The sequence below is a fragment of the Collinsella sp. AF16-8 genome (assembly GCF_003462695.1).
GTDB lineage: Bacteria > Actinomycetota > Coriobacteriia > Coriobacteriales > Coriobacteriaceae > Collinsella.
This window is the reverse complement of the sequence record NZ_QRXX01000002.1, coordinates 51,333-76,685: the sequence shown is the minus strand read 5'-3', so window position 1 is coordinate 76,685 and position 25,353 is coordinate 51,333. Positions and strand designations below refer to the sequence as shown.

Sequence of the window (25,353 nt, the reverse complement as noted above, 5' to 3'; positions counted from 1 at the left end):
GGAAAACGTATCAAACGGAGATGTTCGGTACATTCCGCACAATGGGGGCCACCCGTTACCAAGGGGCCAACTGGTAGTAACCAGATAGCCACCTACTAGGTCATATCAACATATGGGAGCACTTGCGCACCCAAGTTCGGAATTCTCCCAGCGGCAGCAAAATAAGCGTCAACGGCAAGGTGGGCTTAATAAGCCATACCAATTGGTTCTTCAGTCAAATACCAATCTAGCAAAAATGTACTGTTTGTCTGGTATTACACAGACCATACCTTTCCCTCGGGAACTGGGCTTCGCGAAGTTTCCCGAGGGAAAGGCTCAGCCGCCATCCTGCAACCTACCGGGGATTGCCATGACGTACGTTGGCTGATTTGGTTTGGAATGAGATGTTGACGGTGGCTGATGGGCACAACTGTCCCGGGTGCATTTCAAGATGCACCTAAATGTCTGTCTTTATCCTTATAGATTGTCCAGGTAGTCGTCGGCATCATAGGTAAGGCTGTAAGCTTTATTCAGGATGCGCACGAGCTCCTGGGCATCGTGCTCGCCGAGCGCTGAGAGTTGTTTCGAGAGCGATGCCACACTCTCGGCATTTTTTTTCGCCGCGAAATCACGGCCTTCCTCGGTAATGCTCACCAGCACACGCCGACGATCGTTTGGATCAGTCCTGCGCTGAACGTAACCCTTACTCTCGAGTGAATCCAAGATATGCGACATGCGCGCACGGGAGAATTTCAGCTTCTTGGCAATCTCGGAGGGAATGACATCACCGTCAATACCCGATAGATACTGTAAAACCGGTGCCTCGCCCACACTGGCGCCGCCGGCAGCACTCAAGGATCCCTTGGCAAGGGAACGTGAGTACACAATCAGTTTTCGAGCGACGTCATCGTAATCCACTGGGGATATTGTCCTTTGCAACTCTAGAAGGGCCATAAAACCGTCATTTGCCGTACATTAGTTAACATTCGCAACAATTATTTATGATACCCCAACGCGGAAGTCTATTGCTCGTCCTTCTTGCGTCGCATAAGCTCCTCAACGTCGACACCAGCGGCCTCGAGCATGCGCTCGACATTCTTTTTGGCGTTGGTCGTGCCGACCTTAAGCACGATCGAAAGCGGAGTGCCCACCACCAGGCACACGATGCCCACGGGGACACCCCAGCCGGGGCCGCCCTGCATACCCCACATCCCCATCAAAAAGCCAATCGCCACGAGCGAATAGCCCAGGCGCAGCCAAACATTGAGCCGCTGAATAGCATCGGTCTGCATCTTTGCCTCGCGAATCAAGTCGTCGCGCGAAAGGTCGTGTCCATGTTTCTCGTGCATATGGTCCTCCTCGTGCAAAGTGTGCATCATGCGCAAGTGCATCGTTTGTCGAATACGTCATCTTTCAAGAGCAATATAGCGGGTGTCGTGTAGGCGATGGAGGTCGCTGGCCATATTGCCCTTGAAGGGCGGCGCAAAATCAGAAGGCCGTGCGGTTGAGGCCGCACGGCCTTACAGGGGGCCAGGGGATGATGACTAGTAGCTCAGTGCCGGGTCGAAGAAGCCAATGAGAACGCCCACAAATGCGATCACAACGAGGATCAGCATCATAACGATGGGGTTGACCTTCTTCTTGGTCATCATGTACCAGCAGAAGATGATGAAGATCATCGGCAGCAGGTGCGGATAGATGCCATCGAGCGTGTCCTGGAACTTACCGCCACCGGGCAGCACCAGGTTGGGGCTGCAGGTGATGGAGACCCAGGTAGCACCGACTGCACCGATGACCATGGTACCGACCATCACGATGGAATCACGCAGAGCCTTGGCCTTGGGGCCGACGAGGGCCTCGACCGCCTTGCCGCCGAGCTCATAGCCCTGGTTGTAGGCAAAGCGCATGCCAAGGAACATGAGCAGGTTCCACACGACAATATAGAAGATGGCGCCGAGCGGGGAGCCGCCGGTCGAGAGACCGAGGGCAATACCGAGCAGGATCGGGATCAGGGTACCGACGATCAGCGAGTCGCCAAGGCCGGCGAGCGGGCCCATGAGGCCGGCGCGGATGCCGTTGATGGCGTCGTCGTCGATGGCCTCGCCGTTTGCGCGAGCCTCCTCGAGGCCGGCGGTGACGCCGACAATCATGGTGCCGATCTGCGGCTCGGTGTTGAAGAACGCGGAGTAGGTCTGGAGGGCCTGCTTCTGCTCCTCGGGCGTGTCGTAGAGCTCCTCGACAATCGGAAGCATGGCGCACAGGTAACCGAAGGTCTGCATGTGCTCCTGCGAGAAGCAGGTCAGGTTGCCATAGGACCAGTTACGGAACGACTTGGCAAGCGTTTTCTTAGAGAGCTTTTTCTTCTCTGCCATTAGATGTCCTCCTCTTCCTCATCATCTGAGCCCGAGGCGATAGCTGCCTTGGGAGCGTTTGCGAGGTCGATCTTGAGCGAAGCGATCTCATAGTTGATCAGGGCGAAGAAGCAGCCGATGCCGGCAGCGGCGATCAGGTTGCAGCCCATAACAGCGGACAGGGTGAAGCCGAAGAAGAACGTCAGGAAGTCCGTCGGCTTGGAGATGACCTGCTTGAGCAGGATGGCGATACCGACGGTAGGCAGCAGCGAGCCGACGGTAAACAGCGTCTTCATCGCGATGCCGTCCATGGGCATGTAGGTCTTCATGAGGTCGACCATGGCGGTGCCGCCCATGGTGATGATGAACGTCGGGAGGAACGAGCAGACGATGTGACCGATCCAAGGCAGAACGTTGTTGACCAGGTAGAGCTTGTGGAGATCGCCCTTCTCGAGCCACTTCCAGCCCATGCCCTGCCACACCAGGTTGATGGTGGCGGTGCCATAGAAGAGCACAGTGCCGAGCGTGCCGACGGCGGCACCGAGGGATGCGGCCATGCCGGCAGCCTCAGCGGAGGCGGGATCGATGCCCGAGTTCTTGATGGCGAGGATCGCCAGCGGGATGCCGATATAGGACACGGCGCGGACGTCGGCGGAGACGGTTCCGCCGGGGGTCACGAGAGCGATGTAGACAACCTGGATGGCAGCGCCGACGAGGATACCCGTCTGCATATCGCCCATGATGATGCCGACGATGAGGCCGGCGACCAGAGGACGACCCAGAGTGTAGTTGCCGATCGTCGTGCCGCCCATGCCAGGCAGTGATGCCAGGCAGGCGAACAGGCCGAACAGCGCGGCTTGGAATGCATTGATTGCCATGCTTTCCCCTTTCTTTATTCCTCAGCCCCTTTCACCAAGGGCTGTAGATACCAAAATGCGGCTGGCACCTAACTAGAAGCCAAACTGACCGCGGAACTTGGGCCACTCACCGATGGACTTCTCCTTGATAAGGGCGAACTCGACCGTGTAACCGGCGTTGGTGAGATCCTCGAGCGCCTGGGCCTCTTCCTGCGTGATCGACTGGTTGTTGCCAAGCTTGGTGGTGCCGGGACGATCGTTGCAGGGACCGACGATGATGCGGTCCATGCCGGGCTTAAAGCCAAAATCGACGAGAAGTTCCTTCATGTCGAGCGGGTTCTTGGTGATCAGGAAGTACTTGGTGTCGGACTTGAGAACCTTCTCGGAGACCTCCTTGAAGTGCTCCTTGGTCCACACGAACGTCTTCTTGCCCGAGGCACTCTTGTAGGCCTCCTTGAGCACGGGGTTGGACGCTGCAGCGTCGTTGACGGCGATAAGACCGTCGCAGGGATACTCGAGGGCCCAACGGGTAACGGTCTGTCCATGGATCATACGGTCATCAATACGGATGAACGAAATCATGCGTTCTCCCTTTCTTTATCACCGGGGGTCTTTCCTCTTAACCCCCGCTCCATCACGAAAATTTGGGCGGATGCGCTGCCTAGATGTCGTCGTCCTCGTCGTCGGCGTCATCGGTCGGGACAACGAGCTCGGACATACCGTTCTTGCCCTCCTGCAGCATCATCTGCTTGAGGGAATCCAGGTCCATGGTGGCAAGCCCCATCATGGCGGTCATAGCCATGGGCAGATTCATACCGCCGAAGGCAATGGTGTGGGCGAGCAAACCCTTCTCGGCCAGCGTGTTCATGGCATTGGTGAGCGGCGATCCGCCCAGGATGTCACCAAGCAGGACAACCTCGTCATCGGCGGTAACGGGAGCGAGCATCGCCTTGACGTTCTCGACATACTCGTCAGCGCCCATGCCGTCCACGAGACTCGTCGACAAGATGTTCGGGGCGTCATTGCCGAGCATCTTGAGGACACTGTGCAGTCCGGGAGCGAGCGTTCCGTGACTGACCATTACCAGATACCGCATGCGGTCTCCTCTCGACCTGCCGTGTGTCGCACGGCTTTGCTTTTTGCTGAGATTATTGTTGCGCCGGGGCATGTTCGGTACAAGAAAATAGTTGCGAACGGCAACTATTCATCGGTTAACGGTAGTAACTATTTTTGTGCCTAAATTATTTTTTCTTCTAATTATTTTTAAAATAGCAGGTAGATTGCCTGATAAATGTTTTATGTTCCTTATGCACCATACATACCAGCAAGAATCGGGCCTGGCATCTCCGGTTTGCCCCGCAGTGTCAGACCATGTCACGTACGCCCACGACATGGAGGTACCCCATGGATATGATCTCGTTTCTCGCCTCCGAACCCTTCGACCGCAGCGGTGATACGCCGCTCTATGTCCAGCTTAAACATCGAATCGCTCTGCTTATCGCCAGCCAGGCGTTCGACACCAAGACGCCGCTGCCACGCGAGCTCGAAATCTGTGAGCGGCTGGAGTTATCGCGCGCGACCGTGCGCCGTTGCTTCCAAGATCTCGTCATCGAGGGGCGCGTGGTGCGCAAGCGCGGCCAGGGCACGTTCATCAAGCCCCAAACTTCAGCACCCGGCATCGACCTGGCCCTGAATTTCAGCGCGCGGATGCGCGAAGCGGGACGGGTTCCGAGCTCGCAGATTCTCGCCTTTTCAAGCATACCGGCCGTCCGCGGCATCGCCTCCGGGCTCAAAGTGCCCGAAGGGACACCCGTCTGGGAGATTCGCCGCCTGCGTCTCGCCAACGACAAACCCATGGAGCTCAACTACGTCTATATCCCCGTGTCACTTTGCCCCGAGCTCACGCGCAAAGACGTGGATGGCTCGCTCTACGCCTACATCGCGGAAAAGACCGGCATCCTGCCCGCAAGCGTCGATGCCGTCTACGAGACGGTCAACCTCGACAAGCATGAGGCGCGTCTTTTGGGACAGAACACCGGTAAGGCGGCGATGCGCATCGTGCGTTCGACCTACGACAAGACGGGAACCCCGTTCGAGGTAGGCGTGCTCATCAGCTGCGACGGTCAGGCAAAGCTGCACGTGCACATCGCCGCCGACAAAACAACCTTCACCGCCACAGCCCAATAAATCCAAAACGTGGGCGCCGTCGTTCAAACGAACGACGGCGCCCACACTCATTTTCTATTCAGCCCTAGTCATCGCACAAAGCCCCTTCGGCAGCACACGGTGCAACCGAGTCACCGTAGGCCGGGGCGGGAGGCGGTCCTTTCTCTCGGAAAACTTCGCGAAGCCCAGTTTCCGAGAGAAAGTGTCCGGCTGCCGCCCCGGCCGACCAGGTCACATTACACCGTGTGCTGCGGCAGGTCCTGCAGGGCGATGACGTCCATGCCCATGTCGTTGGCGCTGCCGTGACCCTGCTGGTCCTCACGCACCGCCTCGATGGCACTCACGTACGTGTTGGCGGCAGACATCGCGGTCACGCAGGTCACACCGCGTCGCACTGCCTCGGTGCGCAGCAGATAGCCGTCGCCGCGCGAGCCCGGACCGTACGGCGTGTTGATGATCACCGCGATCTTGCCATCGGCGATGAGGTCGCCGATGTTGGGGCGCTCGCCGTCGTGCGGGCCGCTAATCTTCTCCACGATCTCGCACGTCACGTTGCCTCCACGCAGCACGCGCGCCGTACCCTCGGTAGAGCAGATGTCAAAGCCCAGATAGCGCAGGATACGGGCGACCGAAAGGATATGGCGCTTGTCGCGGTCGCACACGCTAATGAACACCTTGCCGCAACTCGGGCCGGGCAGCTTGTAGTCGATCGCCAGCTGCGTCTTGGCGTATGCCTCGGGATAGCTCTTGGCGATACCCATGACCTCGCCCGTCGACTTCATCTCGGGCCCCAGGATGACGTCGGCGCCCGGGAAACGGCCCCAGGGCATAACGGCTTCCTTCATGCAGAACCAGTCCAGCTGACGCTCATCGCTCGGCAGGCCCAAGCTCGCGATGGAATCGCCCGCCATGATACGCGCCGCGCACTTGGCCAGCGGCACGCCGGTGGCCTTGGAGATAAACGGCACGGTACGGCTGGCACGCGGGTTGGCCTCGATCACGTAGACGGTCTCACCCTTGATGGCATACTGCACGTTGACCAGGCCGCGTACGCCCAGCGCCATCGCGATGCGGCGCGTGGTCTCGCGGAGCTTCGCCTGCAGGCTCTCGCTAAAGCTAAACGGCGGAATGCAGGTCGCAGAGTCGCCGGAGTGAATACCGGCCTCCTCAATATGCTCCAGGATGCCGCCGATGTAGACCTCTTCGCCGTCGCACAGGGCATCGACATCGGACTCAATCGCACCCTCCAGGAAGCGGTCGAGGTACACCGGGTAGTCGGGGCTAATGCGCGCAGCCTCGGCCATGTAATCGCGTAGATGCCCGGCATCGTAGGCGATCATCATGCCGCGGCCACCCAGCACGTAGCTCGGACGCACCAGCAGCGGGTAGCCGATGTGCGCGGCCACGGCCTCGGCCTCCTCAAACGAGGTGGCCTGACCCGCCGGCGGGTACATAATGCCCAGCTTGTCGAGTAGGGCGGCAAAGCGCTCGCGGTCCTCGGCAAAGTCGATGGCGTCGGGCTTTGTGCCCATAATGTTGACGCCGCTCTCCTCGAGCATGCGCGCCAGTTTAAGCGGGGTCTGGCCGCCGAGCGTCACCACGACGCCGTCGGGGCGCTCGACATCGATAACGTCCATGACGTCCTCGTAGGTGAGCGGCTCAAAGTACAGACGGTCGGACGTGTCATAGTCGGTCGAGACGGTCTCGGGATTGCAGTTGACCATGATGGTCTCGAAGCCGCGGGCCGCCAGCGCGTAGCTCGCGTGCACGCAGCAGTAATCGAACTCGATACCCTGGCCAATGCGGTTGGGGCCGGCGCCCAGGATCATCGCCTTGGGCTTGTCCGCCGGCGTGGTCTCGTCGGGAGCCACGCACTTCTTGGCATCCGGGCTCGTGCGGTAGATGTTCTCGTACGTCTTGTAGTGGTACTCCGTGGCGCTCGAAAACTCCGCAGCGCAGGTATCGACCGTCTTCATGCTGGGAACCACGCCCAGACCCTTGCGATAGGCGCGCACAAAGCGCTCGTCCGAGCCGGTCAGCGCGGCAATCTCGGCGTCGCTCGTGCCGTACTGCTTGAGCAGGCGCATCGCGTCGGCGTCGATATCCTCCACACGCAGGCCGCGGATGCTCTCCTGGACCTGCACCATGTCGTTGATACGGTTGAGGTACCACGGATCGATACCGCAGATGGCATGGATGTGGGCGATGTCCCAGCCACGGCGCAGGGCCTCGACCACAAAGAAGATGCGGTGCTCGGTCGGGGTTGCCACGGCCTGAGCGAGCTCATCGTCGCTCAGCTTGTCGGCACCCTCCTTGCCACCGGCGCAGATGCCCTGGTGACCGTCCTCCAGTGAGCGCATGGCCTTGCCGAAGGCCTCCTCAAAGGTGCGGCCGATCGCCATAATCTCGCCCACGGCCTTCATGCGCGTGGTGAGCGTGGGGTCGGTACCCTTAAACTTCTCGAAGGCAAAGCGCGGCACCTTGACCACACAGTAGTCGATCGTGGGCTCAAAGCAGGCGGGCGTTGCCTTGGTGATGTCGTTGACGATCTCGTCGAGCGTGTAGCCCACGGCCAGGCGAGCGGCGGCCTTGGCGATGGGGAAGCCCGTGGCCTTGGAGGCCAGTGCGGACGAACGGCTCACGCGCGGGTTCATCTCGATGACGATCAGACGGCCGGTCTGGGGGTTCACGGCAAACTGCACGTTGGAGCCGCCGGTCTCGACGCCAATCTTCTCCAGAATGGCGAGCGACGCGACACGCATGCGCTGGTACTCAAGGTCGGAGAGGGTCTGCGCTGGCGCCACGGTGATGGAGTCGCCGGTGTGCACGCCCATGGGGTCGAGGTTCTCGATGGAGCACACGATGATGCCGTTGCCGGCGTGGTCGCGCATGACCTCCATCTCATACTCTTTCCAACCCTCGATGGACTCCTCGACCAGCACCTCATGGGCAGGCGAGAGCTCAAGGCCCTGGCTCACGATGGAGACGAGCTCCTCGTGGGTATGCGCGATGCCGCCGCCGGCGCCACCGAGGGTAAAGCTCGGGCGCAGTACGCAGGGATATCCCACGCGCTCGGCGATAGCCTCGGCGTCGGCCACGCTGTAGGCATAGCCCGAGCGCGCGACCTCCAGGCCGATCTCGGCCATGGCCTCGTTAAAGAGTTTGCGGTCCTCGCCGCGCTCGATAGCGGCCAGGTCGCAGCCGATCATCTCGACGCCGTACTTGTCGAGCGTGCCGTCCTTTGCCAGCTCGACGGCGGCGTTCAGACCGGTCTGGCCGCCCAGCGTGGGCAGCAGCGCGTCCGGGCGCTCTTTCTTGATCACGCGCTCGATAAACTCGGCGGTGATAGGCTCAACATAGGTGCGGTCGGCCAAGCCCGGGTCGGTCATGATGGTCGCCGGATTGGAGTTGACCAGGATGACCTCAAAGCCATCCTCCTTGAGCACCTTGCAGGCCTGGGCGCCGGAGTAGTCGAACTCGCAGGCCTGGCCAATAACGATGGGGCCCGAACCAATAACGAGGATGCGCTTGATGTCAGTACGTTTAGGCATGTTAGTTCTCCTCGGTCGCAGCGTTCTCGGACTCGGCGAAATTCCAGCCGGCGAGGCGGTCCTTCGCGGTGTCGATGTCCAGGTAGTTCTCCTCGCCGTCCATGAGTCGCGTAAAGGCGGTAAAGAGATAGTGGGCATCGGTGGGGCCGGGCGAAGCCTCGGGGTGGTACTGGACCGAGAAACACGGGGCGTCGAGCAGCTGGATGCCCTCGGCGGTGCCGTCGTTGAGGTTCACATGTGTCAGGCGAATGCGACCAAAGCGCTCGTTCATCACGACCGGCGCGACGCCGCGACGCACCCAGGCGCGCAGGTCGCCATCGGCCGCATGCTCGGTTTCGCCGCCGGAAAGCTCCGGAATCAGTTTGCCCAGACTGGGGAACAGCAGGCCAAAGCCGTGGTTTTGCGCGGTGATCTCCACGCGACGGCTCACCAGATTCATAACCGGCTGGTTACCGCCACGGTGACCGAATTTAAGCTTTTCCATTTGGGCGCCGCAGGCCAAGCTGATCATCTGGTGACCCAGGCAAATACCAAAGACCGGCACCTTGCCGATCAGCTGCTGCACCTGCTCGTAGGTCTCCACCACGGCATCGGGGTCGCCGGGGCCGTTGGACAAAAAGACGCCATCAGGATTCATGTCGAGCACCTGCTGGGCGGGCGTATCCCACGGCACGACGGTGAGGTCGCAGCCGGCACGGACCAGGCCCTCCAGAATACCGCGCTTCACACCGCAGTCGTAGGCGACCGCTTTGTGACGGGCAGGAGCGGCAGCCACAAGCGCAAAGCCATGCGTGGCAGGCAGGTCGGCGGCCACAAACTCGTGAGGCGCGGGACAGCTCACGGTCTTGACCAGGTTCTCGCCCACCAGCGTGGGCGCTGCGTCCAGACGCTCGGCGAGCTCGTCGACGTCGAAGATCTCGGTCGAGATAATGCCCATCTTGGAACCATTGTCGCGCAGATGGCGCACCAGAGCGCGGGTGTCGATACCCTCGATAGCGACGATGCCGTGAGCGCGCAGGTACTCCGGCACGCTGACGGCCGAGCGCCAGTTAGAAGGCGTGGCGCACATGTCGCGAACGATCATGCCGCGCATAGCCGGAGCGCTCGCAGGGCGCACGGCGTCGCCGGGGAAGGCCGACTGGACATCGGTCTCGTCGATACCGTAATTGCCGATCTGCGGATAGGTCATGGTTACAATTTGGCCGGCATAACTCGGGTCGGTCATGACCTCAAAGTAGCCCTCGAGCGAGGTGTTGAAGCAGACTTCGCCGGTCGCGGTGCCCTCGGCGCCGCATGCACGTCCATAAAAAATGGTCCCATCCTCAAGATACAGGATACAGGGACCGCAGGTGCCCTTGCTGGTTTTGGCCAGCATACGCTGGCAAAGCTCGCTGGGCGCGAAGGTGCGGGCGGCAGCGCCCGCGGTATGGTTGTTCGCCATAATTCTCCTTCCCGGTCTCACAGGACCGGCTTAAAGGTGTGTAGTTAGGCCTCGCGGTATTGTAACCGCAAGCATGCCTCATGGCGTTAATTTCATCGAAATGTTTACGAAATGATAATTATGACTTTCTATGCATAATGATTATTTAATCCCCGTCCCAGAAAAATTATCCCGCGTGGGCTTGTGGCTCACGCGGGATAATGGCCTCTTACTTTTGCTTGTCCTGTTCCAGCAGATCGGACGGTGAGCGATCGGGCTTGCCGCCGCGGAAAATCTCGCGGCCATGCAGACGATGCTCCAGGTCACGTTCGGCCTTTTCCTCGTCAATCTTGGTCTGGCTCACCACCGGGTCCTCGATCAGCGACGAAACCGAGTTCACCTGTTTTTGAATGCGCTCGGCAATGGTGTCGTCCATGCTTACGATGCGCATCTTCCAGTCGATACTCGTGGCGTTGGATGAGCTCTTGGTCCACACAAACGTCAAAATGGCGCTCTGATGACCCCGCGCGGGAAACATGCCAAAAAAGGAATCGTGCTGAATGTTGCTATCCTCGTCGATATAGGCGTGAACGTTATACACCACGCGGTCGATCTTATCGTTGAGCAGGGCGTTGGTCGCAAGCGCCGCGGCCTGGATCTGCCCGTTGGACAGCAGCTCGAGCTCATTGGCAGACGATGTGTCCAACACCGTCACCTCAACCGTGCCCGTGCGCTCATCGGCCTCGTCGACGGTAAAATCGAGCGGAAACTGCGTAAAGCCGTTGCCCCACTCAAGGCCGCCCTTCAGCGCCGTCGAGACGGTATCCACCGAAACGCTCTCGGACAGGTTGGCGGTATTCAGACGGCGCATCACGCCGTAGCCGATCTGCATGCCCACGATCAGCACCAGAATACCGATGACCACGGCCATCGCGGTCTTCGTAATGGTATGGCTCACCTGCGAGCCCGAAGGATCGTCCTCAGACAGCGGGTCGATATGTTTTGCCTGGCTCGCACGGTCCTCGCTGCGCAGCTGCGCTAGCGCCGCTTTGTCACCGCGCTTGGCCGCAGCCTCCTTCTCACGCATGCGCTCGGTTCGCTTTTTGGCAAGCGTGGGATCCAAGACGCCGGATGCATCGATTTCGGAGAATAACTCCGTCACTTCTTCCGGAGTCAAAGGGTTCTTGTCAGCCATAAACTTCCTGTCATATCAATCAGTCGAGCTCGTGCGCACGCGCACCTTCGAACTGCATTCGATAGTAACGGGCATAGGTGCCGCCACGGGCGAGAAGCTCCTCGTGCGTGCCACGCTCCACAACGCGACCATGCTCAACGGTCGCAATCTCATCGGCATGCTTAATGGTCGAAAGACGATGGGCGATGATAATCGTGGTGCGGCCGCGTGCCAGCTCTTCGAGCGACTCCTGCACCGCCTCCTCGCTCTCGTTATCCAAAGCACTCGTCGCCTCGTCCAAAATCAGGATCTTGGGGTTCTTGAGAAACACACGCGCGATGGCAACGCGCTGCTTCTGTCCGCCCGAAAGACGGCTGCCGCGCTCGCCCACGACCGTGTCATAGCCCTGTGGAAGCGACTCGATAAAGGCATCGATGTTGGCGCGACGGGCGGCCTCGGCGATCTCTCCTGCCGTAGCGCCCGGCTTGCCGTAGGCGATGTTCTCGCCGATTGTTCCGTCAAACAGGTAGACATCCTGCTGCACCAGGCCGATAGCGCGGCGCAGGCTCTGCTGCGTCACATCGCGCACGTCCTGACCGTCGATGCTAATGGACCCAGCGGCAACGTCGTAAAAGCGCGGCAGCAGCGAACAGGTCGTGGACTTGCCACCGCCCGAAGGGCCAACCAAAGCGATGGTCTGCCCGGGCTTGATGGACAGATTCATATGGTCGATAACGGGACGCTCTTCGGCATCGCCCTCGCCCAGCTCAACGTCCTCGTAGTTAAAGCACACGTCGTGATACTCCACGGCGCCGGCAGTCACCTGCAGATCCGTAGCGCCCGGCTTGTCCTGGATATCCGGCGCGGTCGAGAGCACCTCGTCCATGCGCTTAAAGCCGGCGATGGCCTTCTGATACGTTTCGGCCGAATTGACGAGTGTCTCGAGCGGCGTGCAGAACAGCGAAATATAGAGTGCAAAGGTCGCCATATCGACCGCCTGCAGCTGTCCCTGGGCGACCAGCCAGCCGCCCAGCAGCACCACGATCACATAGAGCACACCCGAGAGCAGGCCATACGTCGCGGTATAGACGCCCATGGCGTGATACATGTTCTCCTTGGACGAAAGATAGCGATTGTTGGAGGCGCGGAACTTGAAGCGTTCGGTCTCCTCATTGGCAAAACTCTTGACCACGCGCATGCCCGCCAGCGAATCCTGCAGCTGCGCATTGATGCCGCTGATCTTTTTGCGGTTGTCGCTAAAGACCTCGCGCATGCGCATGTTCTGCCAAAACATGATGACCGCAAACGCCGCCGTCACCACAGCCATGGCAAGCGCCAGCACCGGGGCGATGGTAAAGAGGATCACAAACGAGCCGATAATCTCGATGCCGCAGATGATGATCCACTCGGGCACGTGATGCGCCGCCTCGCAGATATCGAACAGGTCGTTGACCACGCGGCTCATCATGTCGCCCGAGCTGTTGCGGTCAAAGTACGCAAAGCTAAAGCGCTCATACTGGTCAAACAGGTCCTCGCGCATTTTGGACTCCATACGCGCGCCCATCACGTGACCCCAATAGCTCACAAAATAGCGGCAGGCGCAGCGGACGGCATACATCAGCACCAAGCCCACCGCGATCATGCCGAGCGCCTGCATAATGACAGCCTGACCCTGAGTAAACAGCCCACCGGTCAAATTGCGCAGGATAATGGGGAACGCCAGGTCAATGGCGGCAAGCACCAGAGCACAAACAGTATCAGCAACAAAAAGCCCCATCTGGGGCTCGTAATACGAGAGAAACCTTTTAAACATGCAATCCTCGAAGAGAAATAAATAGCGTGAGAAATCCGGTTGAACCGGTCAGGCTGAAAACAAAGCGTCCCAACAAGCATAACGCCGATGTTCTGGCAGCGTCAGCGAAAACGTCCCTAAGCGAGCAAGGTGCCTTGAAAGAGGAGCGACGCGTACTTCGGTACGCGAGCGACGATTGAAAGGCAGATTGCCGCTTAGGGGCGTTTGCAGCGTCGACTCGTTACGCGGTTTGGTAAAACCGCGTAACCTAGAGCTCTGCCCCGCCTAGTCGGTGAGCGATACTGTCGCAGGCAAGAGCGCCCACGACGGTCTTGGCGTCTTCGATCTTGCCGTCGAGCACGGCGTCGATCAGCTCGTGCAGCGGCACCAGGTCCACGTTGACAAACTCGTCATCGTCGGGGTTGGGCGCATCAAACTCGAGCTTGGTAGCCAAGTAGATGTGGATGATCTCATCGCAAAAACCGCAGGACGTGACAATCGACGTCAAAAAGCGAATGCGACCAGCCCTAAAGCCCGTCTCCTCATGCAGTTCGCGCTTGGCGCAATCGAGCGGGTCCTCACCTGAATCGAGCTTGCCGGCGGGAATCTCGACCGTCACGCGGTCGATGGCGGTGCGGTACTGACGCACCAGTACGATCTTGCCACTCTCGGTCAGCGCCACAACGGCCGCCGCACCCGGATGGCGAACGATATCGCGGGCGCTGCGGCGACCGTTGGGCAGCTCAACCTCAAGACGGTGGACGTCGAGGATCTTGCCCTTCCAGGCGCACTCCTCCGAAAGAATCTTTTCGTGCAGCTCGGCATCGTGCGGGTCATCGTCGCCCAGCACCAGCGCTGGCTCGTCAGCGACCTCGCCACCAGGTTCGCCCTCGGCGTGCCCATACACGCGGCTGTCCTCCTCGACGATCTGCGCATCCACGAGCTCTTCGTTCTTTTCGTCCATCCGTCTCATTCCTCTCGGACTTTAGGCATCCCAGGCGTCGCGGCCGCGCAGCGCGCGCAGGCCGATGTCGTGACGCAGGGTCTTACCCTCAAAATCAATCTTCTCGCAGGCCTCGTAGGCAAGGTTGCGAGCGTTCTCGAACGTGTCGCCCAGAGCGGTCACGGCAAGCACGCGACCACCATTGGTCAAGAGCTGGCCGTTCACCACAGCAGTACCCGCGTGGTACACGGTCACGTTCTCCATGGCCTCGGCATCGGTGATACCGGCGATGACCTTGCCCCTCTCGTAGCTGCCGGGATAGCCCGCGCTCGTCAGGACAACGGCCACGGCCCACTCGTCGCGCCAGTCGAGCTCAATCTGATCGAGCTCACAGTTGGCGCAGGCCAGCATGACCTCAACCAGGTCGTTCTTAAGGCGCGGCAGCACGACCTGCGTCTCGGGGTCGCCAAAGCGGGCATTGAACTCCAGCACCTTGGGGCCGGCGGGCGTGAGCATAAAGCCGCCGTACAGGCAGCCGCGGTAGTCGATGCCCTCGGCAGCAAGCTCGGCAACGGTCTGCTCCATGACCTTCACCATGGTGGCGTGCTCCTCGTCGGTCACGATGGGCACCGGGCTGTAGACACCCATGCCGCCGGTGTTGGGGCCCTTGTCGCCCTCGAGCGCGCGCTTGTGGTCCTGCGAGGTGGCCATGGGGCGCACGGTCTTGCCGTCGGTAAAGGCCAAAAGCGAGCACTCGGGGCCGGTCAGCATCTCCTCGATAACCACGGTGTTGCCGGCATCGCCAAAGGTGCCGCCAAAGCACTCGCGCACGGCCTCCTCGGCCTGCTCAAGTTCGGTCGCCACGATAACGCCCTTGCCCGCGGCAAGGCCGTCGGCCTTGACGACCAGCGGAGCGCCCTGCTCACGCACATAAGCAAGAGCCGAAGCCTCGTCGGTAAACGAGCCGTAGGCTGCCGTCGGAATGCCCGCGCGCTCCATGAGCTGCTTGGAGAACAGCTTAGAGCCCTCCATCTGGGCGCCCTCGGCACCCGGGCCAAAGCAGGGAATACCCACCGCGCGCACGGCGTCGGCCACGCCCGCCACGAGCGGAGCCTCGGGGCCAATTACCACGAGTCCGCATCCGTGGCTCTGGGCAAACGCCGCCACGGCCGCAGGATCGCAATCGTCGAGAACAACGTTCTCGCCGCAGCTCGCGGTGCCGCCGTTACCCGGCGCGATGTAGAGCTTGCCGGCGCGCGGTGATGCTGCGAGCTTAGCTGCCAAAGCATGCTCACGGCCGCCGCTGCCCAACAACAGGATGTCGATGGTTTGAGTGTCCGCCTTCAAGGGTGCCTCCTCTATGGATGAATGGCCCGCTCCACGCGAGCCCTTTGCAAGCAAATATACCCCTCGGCCGCCCGTCTGGGCTGCAAAGGGGTATATCGCAATAACCGTATAAACCGATTACTTCCAGAATCGGTTGATGATCTGCTCGCGACCGGCGCCAACGCCAATGAACGTCACGCGGGTGTGTGCCAGATCCTCGATAAACGCCACGTAGTCCTGGGCCTCCTGCGGCAGCTCGTCAAAGCTGCGGCAGCCGGTGATGTCGCACTTCCAGCCAGGGAGCTCCTCGTAGATGGGCTTGGCGTTCTCAAAACGCACCTGATGCTCGGGCACACTCGTGTAGCGCTCGCCATCGACGTCGTAGGCAACGCACACCTTAATGGTGTCGAAGGCCGAAAGCACGTCGAGCTTGGTCAGGGCGATATCGGTGAGACCGTTGACGCGCGAGGCGTAGTTGGCGATGGGGCCGTCAAACCAGCCGCAGCGACGACGGCGACCGGTGGTCACGCCGTACTCGTAGCCCTCCTCGGTCAGCGTGTGACCGGCTTCGGACTCATAGGAAAGCTCGGTGGGCATGGGGCCCGAACCGACACGGGTGATATAGGCCTTCATGACGCCCAGCACGCGGTCGACGTTCTTCATGCCGACGCCGGAGCCGGTGATGGCGCCGCCGGCGGTGCAGTTAGAAGACGTCACGTACGGATAGGTGCCGTGATCGATGTCGAGCAGCGTCGCCTGGGCGCCCTCAAACAGCAGGTCCTTGCCCTCATCGATCATGTTGTTGAGCAGCAGGCTCGTCTCGGTGATGTAGGGGCGCAGACGCTCGGCCATGGGCAGGTACTCGTCGCAGATCTGGTCCACGGTGTAGGTGGGCAGGTGGTAGATGAGCTCGAGCTCAGGATTTACGCGGGCAAGAGCGGTCTCCAGCTTGTCGCGGAACAGCGCCTCGTCCAGCATGTCCTGCATGCGCAGTCCGATGCGGGCCATCTTGTCCTGATAGCACGGACCGATACCGCGCTTGGTGGTACCGATGTTCTTCTTGCCGAGCTTCTGCTCAAAAGCACCATCCAGATCAATGTGGTACGGCATGATGACATGCGCGTTACCACTGATCTTGAGGTTCTTGGTGGTGATGCCGTCGGCCTCGAACATGTCAATCTCCTCAAGGACAACCTTGGGGTTGACGATACAGCCGTTACCGATCACCGACACATGGTCGGAATACATGATGCCGGAGGGCACCTGGTGCAGGCCGTACTTCTTGCCGTTGACGACGATGGTGTGGCCGGCGTTATTGCCGCCCGAATAGCGCACGACGGCATCGAAGTCGCCGGCGACCAGGTCGCAAATCTTACCCTTGCCCTCATCGCCCCACTGGGCACCGACCAAAACGGTTGACGGCATGTTTACTCCTTACATTCATGGACTGTCTACGCGCCACACTGGCACGCAGAAGCACAAAACATTCCCAGTATACCCGTGCAACGGGCGCCTGTCCTACTCCTCGGTATGCGCCCCATCAAGCTCATAGAACTTGGTGGATGCCGGCAGGAACATCAGGTCGACGTCACCGATCGGGCCCGAACGGTTCTTGGCCACGACGATACGCGTAACGCCCTCGTCGGGTCGATCGTCGCGCGAGGCCTCGGCCTCGTCGGCAGAACGGTCCAAGAACATGACAATATCGGCATCTTGCTCGATGGAGCCCGATTCACGCAGGTCGGACAGCTGTGGGCGCTTGCCGGTACGGGACTCGACCTGACGCGACAGCTGCGACAGCGCGATCAACGGAATCTTGAGCTCCTTGGCCATAATCTTCAGACCACGCGACATCTCGGAGACCTCGACGGTACGGCTCTCGGAACGACGTCCCGGCGGAGGACTCACCAGCTGCAAGTAGTCCAGGATGATGATGGCCTTCTCCTTGTTATGGAGCATGCGGCGGCTCTTGGCGCGAATCTCGGTCACCGTGGTGCCGGGCGTATCGTCAATCAGAATATCGAGCTTGGACAGCGTCTGCGTGGCCTCATTGATGTTGGCCCACTGCTCGGGACTAATGCGGCCCGTACGGAAATCGCTGATCGAGATCATGGCATAGGCGCAAATCAGACGCTGAGCAATTTCCTTGCCCGACATCTCCAACGAGAAGAAGCCGACGGTATAGCCCGCTGCGGCGGCATTGAGCGCCAAGTTCAGGGCGAACGACGTCTTACCCACGGCGGGGCGGGCGCCGATAATGATGAGCTGGCCCTCGCGGAAGCCCATGAGCATACGGTCGAGCGACGGGAAGCCCGTGGGCACGCCTGCAGCCTGACCGCCGGCCTTGCACACTTCCTCGGCCTCGTTATAGGCCTCGACCATAAACTCGGTCAGCGTCTTGTAGCTCGACTTAACCTCACGCGCCGTAACCTTGAGCAGCTTGCTCTCGGCTAGCTCCACGACCTCTTTGGTGTCGGTGGGGGCGTTGTAGGCCAGCGCGTTGATCTCGTTGGTAGCGCCAATCAGCTCACGCAGCATCGAGTCGCGACGAACGATGGCGGCATGGTGCTGCCAGTTGACGAGCGACAGGGTCTGACCCATCAGCTCCAAAATGTACGCCTCGCCGCCCACGGCATCGAGCTTGTTGATGCTTCGCAGGTAATCGATCAACGAGATGGAGTCGATGGGGATGCGGCTGTTGTACATATCGACCATCGCGGTATAGATGGTCTTATGAATAGGCCGGTAGAAGTCATCGGGCTGCAGCTCGACTTGGGCCTCTTCGACCACCTCGGGCGATAGCAGCATAGCGGCCAGTACGTTGGCCTCTGCATCTTGGTTTTGGGGGAGACCCAACTTGGAACCGCGATCCTCGACCGTCAACCCCGTCTCCCTATCGTCATATGCCATGAGCATCCTCATTCATATCGCTTGCGAGCATCCATAGTATCAGCCACGGCTATAAATCGAGCCGCGCCTTGGTAATCATCACCGAACCAAACGGATGAACGGTCCCATACACGGAGCCGCATCTCAATGGCTGTTACGACACTCACCCAGCGCAAATAATAAAAGGGCGCCCTGGTCTCCCAGAGCGCCCTTCTTAGAACAAGATTGTTGCGTTGCAGCAAATGCTACTCGGCAGCAGCCTCGGTCTCGACCTCGGCGGTCTCGGCCTCGGCGACCTCAGCGGTCTCCTCAACCTCAGCCTCGGCAGCGAGCTCCTCGGCGGTAACGCCGACGAGAACGACAACCTCGGCCTTGATCTCGCGGTACAGCGAGATAGCGACGGTGTGGGCACCGGCAACCTTGATGGGCTTACCGAGCTCGACGCGCTTGCGGTCGATGTCCATACCGAGCTGATCCTTGATGGCGTCAGCGATCATAGCGGCGGTAACGGAGCCAAAGAGGATGCCCTCGTCGCCGACCTTGACGTCAACGGTGACCTGCTTGCCCTCGAGGGCAGCCTTGGTCTCGTTGGCGGTAGCCAGACGGACGGCCTCGCGCTTGGCGATGTTGTTGCGACGCTCGTCAAGCTGCTTGAGGTTGCCCTTGGTGGCGGCAACGGCGAGCTTCTTGGGGAACAGGAAGTTCTCAGCGTAACCCTGAGCGACCTCTACGACGTCACCCTCGCCGCCCTTGCCCTTGATCTCATCGAGAAGAATAACCTTCATGATGCGTCTCCCTTCTTAGCCGCGGTCGCGGTTGCCACGAGAGGAAACCACGGGGACGGTGTACGGCAGGAGAGCCATCTCGCGGGCGCGCTTGATGGCGTTGGCGATGTCATGCTGATGCTGCGTGCAAGCGCCAGTGACGCGACGGGGCTTGATCTTGCCACGGTCGGTCATGTACTTACGGAGAAGCTGAGTGTCCTTATAGTCGATGAACTCAGTGTTCTCCTTGCAGAACTGGCAGTACTTACGACGCGGCTGACGTGCAGAATAATCATTAGCCATGTCAAAATACCTTTCATTTGGCAACTTCGGCGAGCCGAAGCCGCCTCTCACTCAAAAATAGGTGAACAACCCTTAGAACGGGATGTCCTCATCGTAGACGTCGACCGCGGGCGGTGTTGCCACCGGTGCGGCGGGACGCGCTGCGGGCGCGGGAGCTGCGGGGGCGTAACTGCCCTGATCGTAGCCACCCTGGCCACCACGGGAGCTCATAAACTCGATCTCATCGACGATGACCTCAAGTTTGCTCCTGCGCTGACCATCGCGCTCCCAAGAGCTGTAGCGCAGCTTGCCCTCGATCGCGACCTTGTTTCCCTTTGCCAGGAAACGGCTCACGGCCTCGGCGCGGGTGCCAAACATAGTGCAGTCGACAAAGTTGGGATAGTCCTCCCACTCGCCCGTCTGCGCATTGCGGCGGCGATCGTTCACAGCGACGCCAAAGGACAGAACCTGGGTTCCGCCGGCGGTGGCGCGCAGCTCGGGATCGCGGGTGAGGTTACCGGTGATGTTCACTCGATTGATGCTCATAACTCACTACTTCCTCTTGGGGCACAAGCCCAGTCCAAAACGACAGTCTTACTCCTGGTCGTCGCGACGGACGATCATGTGGCGGACCACAGCGTCGGTGATGCGCAGGACGCGATCAAGCTCGGCGATCTGGGTAGGATCTGCGTGGAAGTTGATGAGGGTGTAGTCACCATCGGTGAGGTCGTTGATCTCGTAGGCGAGCTTGCGCTTGCCCCACTCGTCAACGGAGTCGACCTTGCCAGCGCCCTCAGCGATCGTGGTATCGATACGCTTCATAACAGCGAGACGAGTCTCGGGGTCGAGCGACGGGTCAACAAAGAACAGCAGTTCATAAGCCTTCATATTGTCACCTCCTCTGGGCAAATGTGGCTTCAGGTCGTGAAGGTGCGCCTGAAGCAGGAAAAGACTTGGTAATAATATCTTTCAACCTCCCAGGCTGCAAGAATATGCAGCTACAACCTCATGACCTCCACATATGTCCATGCTTACACGGCTCTTCATGCGCATTCCAACCAAATGCTGACCAAATGCTTGACGGATCTGTGTTCAAGATACGGTGCCGTGGGGACAAGCTGAGCCAAGCCGCAGGTCAGCGGGCACAAGGCTGTGGTCGCAAAATGCATACCAGTGGCCCACAGCACCACCCAAAGATTTTTAAATTCATTGCCAAGTCGCTTATGAATACCCTTTTTTGAACAATTGAGTTGATCAACCACGCTGGTCGGAAGCCGTTTTTTGGGACCTCAAGCCCCACTGCAGCGCCAAGCACGGCCAAGCGTTTTAAAAAATGCCAACTTTTCTGTTTGCACTTTGCGATTCCTCGTGTATACTGACTTTCGCATTTAACGGAGAGTTGTCCGAGTGGCCGAAGGAGCACGATTGGAAATCGTGTAGGCGTCAAAAGCGTCTCCAGGGTTCAAATCCCTGACTCTCCGCCAGTTAATTCCAAAGCAGGCCTTCGAGCCTGCTTTGTTTTTACCCCACGCGGAGGGGTGGCAGAGTGGTTGAATGCGGCGGTCTCGAAAACCGTTTGGCCTGTATAAGGTCACGAGGGTTCGAATCCCTCCTCCTCCGCCATTTTGGTTGAGAAAGCTCCCGAAAACGGGGGCTTTTTTGTTTAGAGTCCCTTACAAGCAAATACGGCGGAGGAGGAGGGATTCGAACCCGTCAGGACGCGGAGCGTAAAGAAAACGCGCCAGTGGCGCGTTTTTAGCGCAGTGCGGTCGGTGCAAGCCGACCGCATAAATTTTGAGCTCCGCTCAAAATTTGGACATCCCTCCTATTCAGCCACGCCCCCCATTGCTTTCGATTTCGCCTTGAATCTCAAACATGTACGTCACCCTCCAAAACCGACATTTTTCGACATCTTTGAAGGCTGATGTATATGTTTGGTACCCATGACCGTTCCCAGTCCCGACCGTTTACCGAGCAATAGGGTCACCACGCCCGCCAACCATGTACTATGTACGGGCATTGTCTAAACCCGCAACCAAAAGGACCCCATCTTGCCCGTCGTCGCCGCTATGACTGTTACCTCACACGCCACGGATGCCATGGTCGCTATCCCATTTTGGCTCGAGATGTTCGCTGTTGTCGCTGCATCGATCTCGGGCGTGTTGGTCGCACGCGAGCACAAGCTCGACTTGGTGGGCGCGGTCGCGCTCGCCGTGGTCTGTGGCTTGGGCGGCGGTCTTTTACGCGATATGACGCTGCAGGTGGGCAACGTCTACATCCTCAACCAGCCGATGGCGCTCCCGCTTTCCATTGCCACGGCAGCCATCATCTATATTTTCCCGGCAATCGTCGACAAACCCGAAAAACTCATTCCCCTGCTCGACATCATCTCGGTCGGCATCTATGCCGCCACTGGAGCAGACAAGGCGCTGGTCTACGGCTTTGCGCCGGCGGTGTGCATCATGATGGGCTTTTTCACCGCGGTGGGCGGCGGCATGCTGCGCGACAGTTTTATGGGCGTGGTACCGGGAATTTTCCAGCGCACCAACTTCTATGCCATCGCAGCCATCGCCGGCTCGGCGAGCTATGTATGCCTTGTCATGAGCGGCGTCGTCAGCAACATCACCGCGTTGATCGTATGCGTTGCGGTAACCATGGGGCTGCGCTGGCTGTCGCTGCGTTTTGACATCAAAAGCCCCACCGAAGAGGACATAGCGCGCTTTTTGCACCACAAAAAGTAGATTGCGCGGGCTCATCCTTCGAAATGCAACCGAGAGGTTCTTTTAGAGCGCCCACGCGTTGGGTACCCTGTTAGGTGCATATCGAGCATCTGACGAAGGATTCACTATGCCCCACAATCAATTCCCGTCGACCCAACGCCGTAAAGCGTGGGGCCGCATCACCATCCTATTCGCGCTCATCGCTCTGGCGCTCACCGCACTTCCCGCTACGGCTCTTGCCGGCACGGACACCGCAGGCAACGTACTTGCGACCGACAATGACGCCAATCCGTCCGGCGTCGAAGGTGACCTGTACTGGGCAGGTCAGAGCCTCAACCTGGACGACACCTCCATCGACCGCGATATCATCGCCGCGGGCGATACTCTCTCGATCCGCGACTGCACGGTGGGCGGCGCCATTCGTCTTGCGGGGCGCACCATCGACATTGCCAAGACCACGGTTGATGGCAGCGTCACGGTCGTCGGTCAGCATGTCGTGCTCAATTCCGACAGCACCGCCAACTGTTTCTATGCGATAGGCGAGACGGTTGCCCTGCGCGGCTCTACCAAGTCGGCAGCGCTTGCGGGCGATACGGTGACCATCGATGGCACCGTCGAGGGCGATGTCGAGGTCTGGGCCGACAAGCTCATCCTGGGCAAGAACGCCCACATCACCGGCACCGTGAATGCACACGTCTCCGAGGACCCCGAGCGCGCCGCGGGAGCCGAGGTCGGCGCGCTCAAGATCGACCGCACCGAAAACGAAGATACTTCCACCGCCAACGATGTCATCGGCGGTATCGTCGCCGCTGCCCTCTCGACCTGCTTTGTCGCTCTGCTGCTCGAGCTCGTCTTTCCGCGCGCGACCGCCGGCGCCGCCGGCATGCTCCACCAGCGTCCCATGCCTCTGTGGGTGAGCGGTCTTCTGGGTGCGATCGCTATCGCCCCCGCCGTCCTACTGCTGATTATCTCTATCGCAGGTCTGTCGCTTGCCGGAGCCCTCTTGTGCGGCGTTATCGGCATCGCGTTGGTGTCGAGTGCCTTTGCTGGGTGCGCAATCGCCCGCATGGTCGGACACAACCAGAACCGCTACGCCATGGCAGCCGTGGGCGGTATCGCCGCGGGCGTGCTTACGGCAATCCCCCTCGTAGGCGACTTCATCAGCGGCGTGGCCTTCGTCTTTACACTCGGCTACATCATCCAAATCATCTGGCGCAACGCCCACCTCAAGTCGCAACAGCCGGCTAATACGCCGGAACTCCCCGCCGCTTAGCCGCCAACCACCACAAAGGGGACAGGCACCTTTGTGGTGGTGCAAAGGGGTCAGGTTACTTTGCACCAACAAACGAGGCGGGGCACCCGATCGCATCGACCGGGTGCCCCGCTTTTTCATATCTCGTGTTGATATTCGAGGAGAACGATTACTCCTCAGAACCCTCGTCGCGCTTACGACTACGGATGAGATGCGCCACACCAACGCACAGCACCGCGCCACCAGCAATCCAAGTAAAGGTCACGCCGTTAAGGCCGGTCAGCGGGAGGTTAATCTGTTTGGTATTGCCGACGGTAATGTTAAAGGTGCCGTCGGAGTCCTTCTCCGAGTCAGACTTCGCCGTCAGCTTGTTGTCGCCAGAATTTCCGTCGGTGAGGCCGGCGATAATCTTGTCGTTCTGGTTCTTAGGATCAAGCGTACTTCCGAGCAGAGTAAGACCGGCACCCGGATCATCGGCCTTCATGGTCGGCTTGATCTCGAAGGTGAAGGGGTCGACCTTAGCGTAACCAGAGGGGGCAGAAACCTCCGTGACGGTATAGGTGCCGGCATCGAGTCCGGGGACCGTGATGACACCGCCGTTGGCGGTCTTGAATTTGTGGGCGTCGGTACCAAGGGAACCACCCTCCTGGACGTACAAGCCCTTGGAAGCATCATCGTCCGCACCAGTGGCCTGAATGGTGAACTCGGCGTCATCCAGGGCCGTCTCGGTGCCAAGGTCGACCTTGTTGATCTTGAGGCCGTAGGTATAGTCCTTGACCTTGTCAGGCGGAGTCTGGCCCTTGCTATCCTTGTCCATGGGATTGTTGGAGTAGTTAAGTATCACGGTGTTGTCGTTACTCTCAGTGCCGGCAACAATAGCGTCCGTGTTAATCCGCGCCTTATAGGAGACGACGACACAGGATTGTTTAGTGATTCCGCTGACGTCCTTCAGGTTTTCACAGGTCCACTTTGTCGTCTTAGCACCAGTCGTACTATCGACAGTTTCAGCACTCTGGTTAAAGTTGTTCGTAATTTTCTGACCGGTCTTGTGGGTCAGATCGCCTTTTGCATCGCTCACGCTATCGTATAGATAGACCTCAGCGCCCGACTGCAGCGTCAGGCCCTTGGAGATCTGGTCGGAGAACTGATAGAAATACGTATCGTACTTATCGAAGTTCTCGGCGACGGTGCCGTAGAGGTTGTACGTCACGTCCTGGCCGATCTGGGAGTCGGCAGCGTCATGCTCTTTGCCGTCGGCATCGCTCACGATCTTCTTCTCGACGGTAGGGATTCCGGTTTTCTCGGTGACTTTAACGGGCGTGTTCCCCACGACAGTGAAGATGGGAGACGAGCCCGCTTCGCCGTCTCCGATGTTGCCGGCATCGGTCACAAAGAGCCAGTAACCGTGCTCTAGACCGGAGGCAACACCAGCACTCGTTGTCTTTTTGTCAGTAAGATCGTCCACAGCAGCGGCAATCTTATAAGCAATGTTGTCGGGGCCAACGCAATATGCATCGTTGGTTCCCGTCACCTTATCCGTGATCCAGTCCGCGGCATCTTGGGCGGTCTTACCGCTGTAAGTCGGCTCCTCATCCTTAATGACGCCCTCGACAGCCGCCTTCACATTATCGTTCGCCCAGGTGATATTACTCACAACCGTCTTATCTTCGACTGTCGCAACATCAGCCATAAAAATCTGATAGCCATCGAATTCGGTATGGTTGCCCTCAACGTTCTTGATGGTCACCGAGCCGTTCGCGGTACCCTCAGCAAACGCCATCGTGGCCGGTGCCATAACTCCACCGAAGCTCAACGCTGCGGTAAGTCCGGCGGTTACTGCCAGGCGGGCGATGCTCTTGGTTGTCTTCATGTTTAGTCCTCTTTCTT

The 25,353-nt window shown here is 59.5% G+C and carries 22 protein-coding genes and 2 tRNA genes; 5 read left to right on the top strand and 19 right to left on the bottom strand.

Going from position 1 to position 25,353, the window contains the following annotated elements; genetic code table 11:
- Positions 1-456: 456 nt before the first annotated feature.
- The 6 genes from DWW73_RS02640 to DWW73_RS02615 all read right to left on the bottom strand — a co-directional run bounded on the left by DWW73_RS02640 (position 457) and on the right by DWW73_RS02615 (position 4,283).
- Entirely contained in the window at positions 457-897 is a 441-nt protein-coding gene (locus tag DWW73_RS02640; RefSeq protein WP_158550938.1) for a MarR family winged helix-turn-helix transcriptional regulator, read from the bottom strand.
- A gap of 104 nt (positions 898-1,001) precedes the next feature.
- A complete protein-coding gene (locus DWW73_RS02635) occupies positions 1,002-1,328 on the bottom strand; it encodes a hypothetical protein (protein WP_117646153.1) in 327 nt (108 codons plus the stop codon).
- Positions 1,329-1,523: 195 nt separating this feature from the next.
- The gene (locus DWW73_RS02630; protein WP_117646152.1) at positions 1,524-2,351 is read right to left on the bottom strand and encodes a PTS system mannose/fructose/sorbose family transporter subunit IID; all 828 of its coding nucleotides are present in this window, start codon (positions 2,349-2,351) and stop codon (positions 1,524-1,526) included.
- Positions 2,351-3,208 carry a PTS sugar transporter subunit IIC gene (locus tag DWW73_RS02625; protein WP_089572605.1) on the bottom strand — a complete coding sequence of 286 codons (858 nt, stop codon included), beginning with the start codon at positions 3,206-3,208 and terminating at the stop codon, positions 2,351-2,353. Before DWW73_RS02625 ends, DWW73_RS02630 begins: the two co-directional genes overlap by 1 nt.
- Before the next feature lie 72 nt (positions 3,209-3,280).
- A complete protein-coding gene (locus DWW73_RS02620; RefSeq protein WP_089572604.1) occupies positions 3,281-3,769 on the bottom strand; it encodes a PTS sugar transporter subunit IIB in 489 nt (162 codons plus the stop codon).
- A 79-nt stretch (positions 3,770-3,848) separates the two neighbouring features.
- A complete protein-coding gene (locus DWW73_RS02615; RefSeq protein WP_089572603.1) occupies positions 3,849-4,283 on the bottom strand; it encodes a PTS sugar transporter subunit IIA in 435 nt (144 codons plus the stop codon).
- Positions 4,284-4,591: 308 nt separating this feature from the next.
- On the opposite strand from DWW73_RS02615, the gene DWW73_RS02610 reads away from it, so the two are divergent.
- Positions 4,592-5,374 (top strand): GntR family transcriptional regulator, encoded by a 783-nt coding sequence (locus tag DWW73_RS02610; protein ID WP_158551165.1) that lies wholly within the window; start codon positions 4,592-4,594, stop codon positions 5,372-5,374.
- Positions 5,375-5,589: 215 nt separating this feature from the next.
- On the opposite strand, the gene carB is transcribed toward DWW73_RS02610, so the two are convergent.
- The 12 genes from carB to rpsF form a co-directional block, all read right to left on the bottom strand.
- Positions 5,590-8,904 carry a carbamoyl-phosphate synthase large subunit gene (gene carB / locus DWW73_RS02605; RefSeq protein ID WP_117646150.1) on the bottom strand — a complete coding sequence of 1,105 codons (3,315 nt, stop codon included), beginning with the start codon at positions 8,902-8,904 and terminating at the stop codon, positions 5,590-5,592.
- A 1-nt stretch (position 8,905) separates the two neighbouring features.
- Positions 8,906-10,345 (bottom strand): glutamine-hydrolyzing carbamoyl-phosphate synthase small subunit, encoded by a 1,440-nt coding sequence (gene carA, locus DWW73_RS02600; RefSeq protein WP_117778662.1) that lies wholly within the window; start codon positions 10,343-10,345, stop codon positions 8,906-8,908.
- A 208-nt stretch (positions 10,346-10,553) separates the two neighbouring features.
- Positions 10,554-11,519 carry a hypothetical protein gene (locus DWW73_RS02595; protein WP_117564028.1) on the bottom strand — a complete coding sequence of 322 codons (966 nt, stop codon included), beginning with the start codon at positions 11,517-11,519 and terminating at the stop codon, positions 10,554-10,556.
- Between the two features lie 19 nt (positions 11,520-11,538).
- Positions 11,539-13,311, bottom strand: coding sequence for an ABC transporter ATP-binding protein (locus tag DWW73_RS02590; RefSeq protein WP_117778661.1), 1,773 nt, complete (start codon positions 13,309-13,311; stop codon positions 11,539-11,541).
- A gap of 247 nt (positions 13,312-13,558) precedes the next feature.
- Entirely contained in the window at positions 13,559-14,254 is a 696-nt protein-coding gene (locus DWW73_RS02585; RefSeq protein WP_199413454.1) for an NUDIX domain-containing protein, read from the bottom strand.
- A gap of 21 nt (positions 14,255-14,275) precedes the next feature.
- On the bottom strand, positions 14,276-15,580 hold the full coding sequence (purD, locus tag DWW73_RS02580; protein WP_117584036.1) for a phosphoribosylamine--glycine ligase: 1,305 nt from the start codon (positions 15,578-15,580) through the stop codon (positions 14,276-14,278).
- A gap of 117 nt (positions 15,581-15,697) precedes the next feature.
- Positions 15,698-16,984, bottom strand: a complete 1,287-nt coding sequence (locus DWW73_RS02575; protein ID WP_117778660.1) for an adenylosuccinate synthase — start codon at positions 16,982-16,984, stop codon at positions 15,698-15,700.
- 93 nt (positions 16,985-17,077) lie between these two features.
- Positions 17,078-18,475 (bottom strand): replicative DNA helicase, encoded by a 1,398-nt coding sequence (gene dnaB / locus DWW73_RS02570; RefSeq protein ID WP_117778659.1) that lies wholly within the window; start codon positions 18,473-18,475, stop codon positions 17,078-17,080.
- A gap of 218 nt (positions 18,476-18,693) precedes the next feature.
- Positions 18,694-19,233, bottom strand: coding sequence for a 50S ribosomal protein L9 (gene rplI, locus DWW73_RS02565; RefSeq protein ID WP_117778658.1), 540 nt, complete (start codon positions 19,231-19,233; stop codon positions 18,694-18,696).
- 15 nt (positions 19,234-19,248) lie between these two features.
- Entirely contained in the window at positions 19,249-19,515 is a 267-nt protein-coding gene (gene rpsR, locus DWW73_RS02560; RefSeq protein WP_117778657.1) for a 30S ribosomal protein S18, read from the bottom strand.
- Between the two features lie 72 nt (positions 19,516-19,587).
- Positions 19,588-20,040, bottom strand: a complete 453-nt coding sequence (locus DWW73_RS02555) for a single-stranded DNA-binding protein (RefSeq protein WP_117778656.1) — start codon at positions 20,038-20,040, stop codon at positions 19,588-19,590.
- A gap of 48 nt (positions 20,041-20,088) precedes the next feature.
- Positions 20,089-20,382: a 30S ribosomal protein S6 gene (gene rpsF / locus DWW73_RS02550; protein ID WP_006235831.1), complete on the bottom strand. Its 294-nt coding sequence runs from the start codon at positions 20,380-20,382 to the stop codon at positions 20,089-20,091.
- 505 nt (positions 20,383-20,887) lie between these two features.
- Here rpsF and DWW73_RS02545 point away from each other — a divergent pair.
- The 4 genes from DWW73_RS02545 to DWW73_RS02530 all read left to right on the top strand — a co-directional run bounded on the left by DWW73_RS02545 (position 20,888) and on the right by DWW73_RS02530 (position 23,487).
- Positions 20,888-20,978: transfer RNA gene (locus DWW73_RS02545), tRNA-Ser, on the top strand.
- 48 nt (positions 20,979-21,026) lie between these two features.
- A tRNA-Ser gene (locus DWW73_RS02540) sits at positions 21,027-21,117 on the top strand.
- A gap of 428 nt (positions 21,118-21,545) precedes the next feature.
- Entirely contained in the window at positions 21,546-22,235 is a 690-nt protein-coding gene (locus DWW73_RS02535) for a trimeric intracellular cation channel family protein (protein ID WP_233504599.1), read from the top strand.
- A gap of 106 nt (positions 22,236-22,341) precedes the next feature.
- Entirely contained in the window at positions 22,342-23,487 is a 1,146-nt protein-coding gene (locus DWW73_RS02530) for a polymer-forming cytoskeletal protein (RefSeq protein ID WP_117778655.1), read from the top strand.
- 148 nt (positions 23,488-23,635) lie between these two features.
- Here the strand turns inward: DWW73_RS02530 and DWW73_RS02525 are convergent, their stop codons facing one another.
- A complete protein-coding gene (locus DWW73_RS02525; RefSeq protein WP_117778654.1) occupies positions 23,636-25,336 on the bottom strand; it encodes an isopeptide-forming domain-containing fimbrial protein in 1,701 nt (566 codons plus the stop codon).
- Between the last annotated feature and the right edge of the window lie 17 nt (positions 25,337-25,353).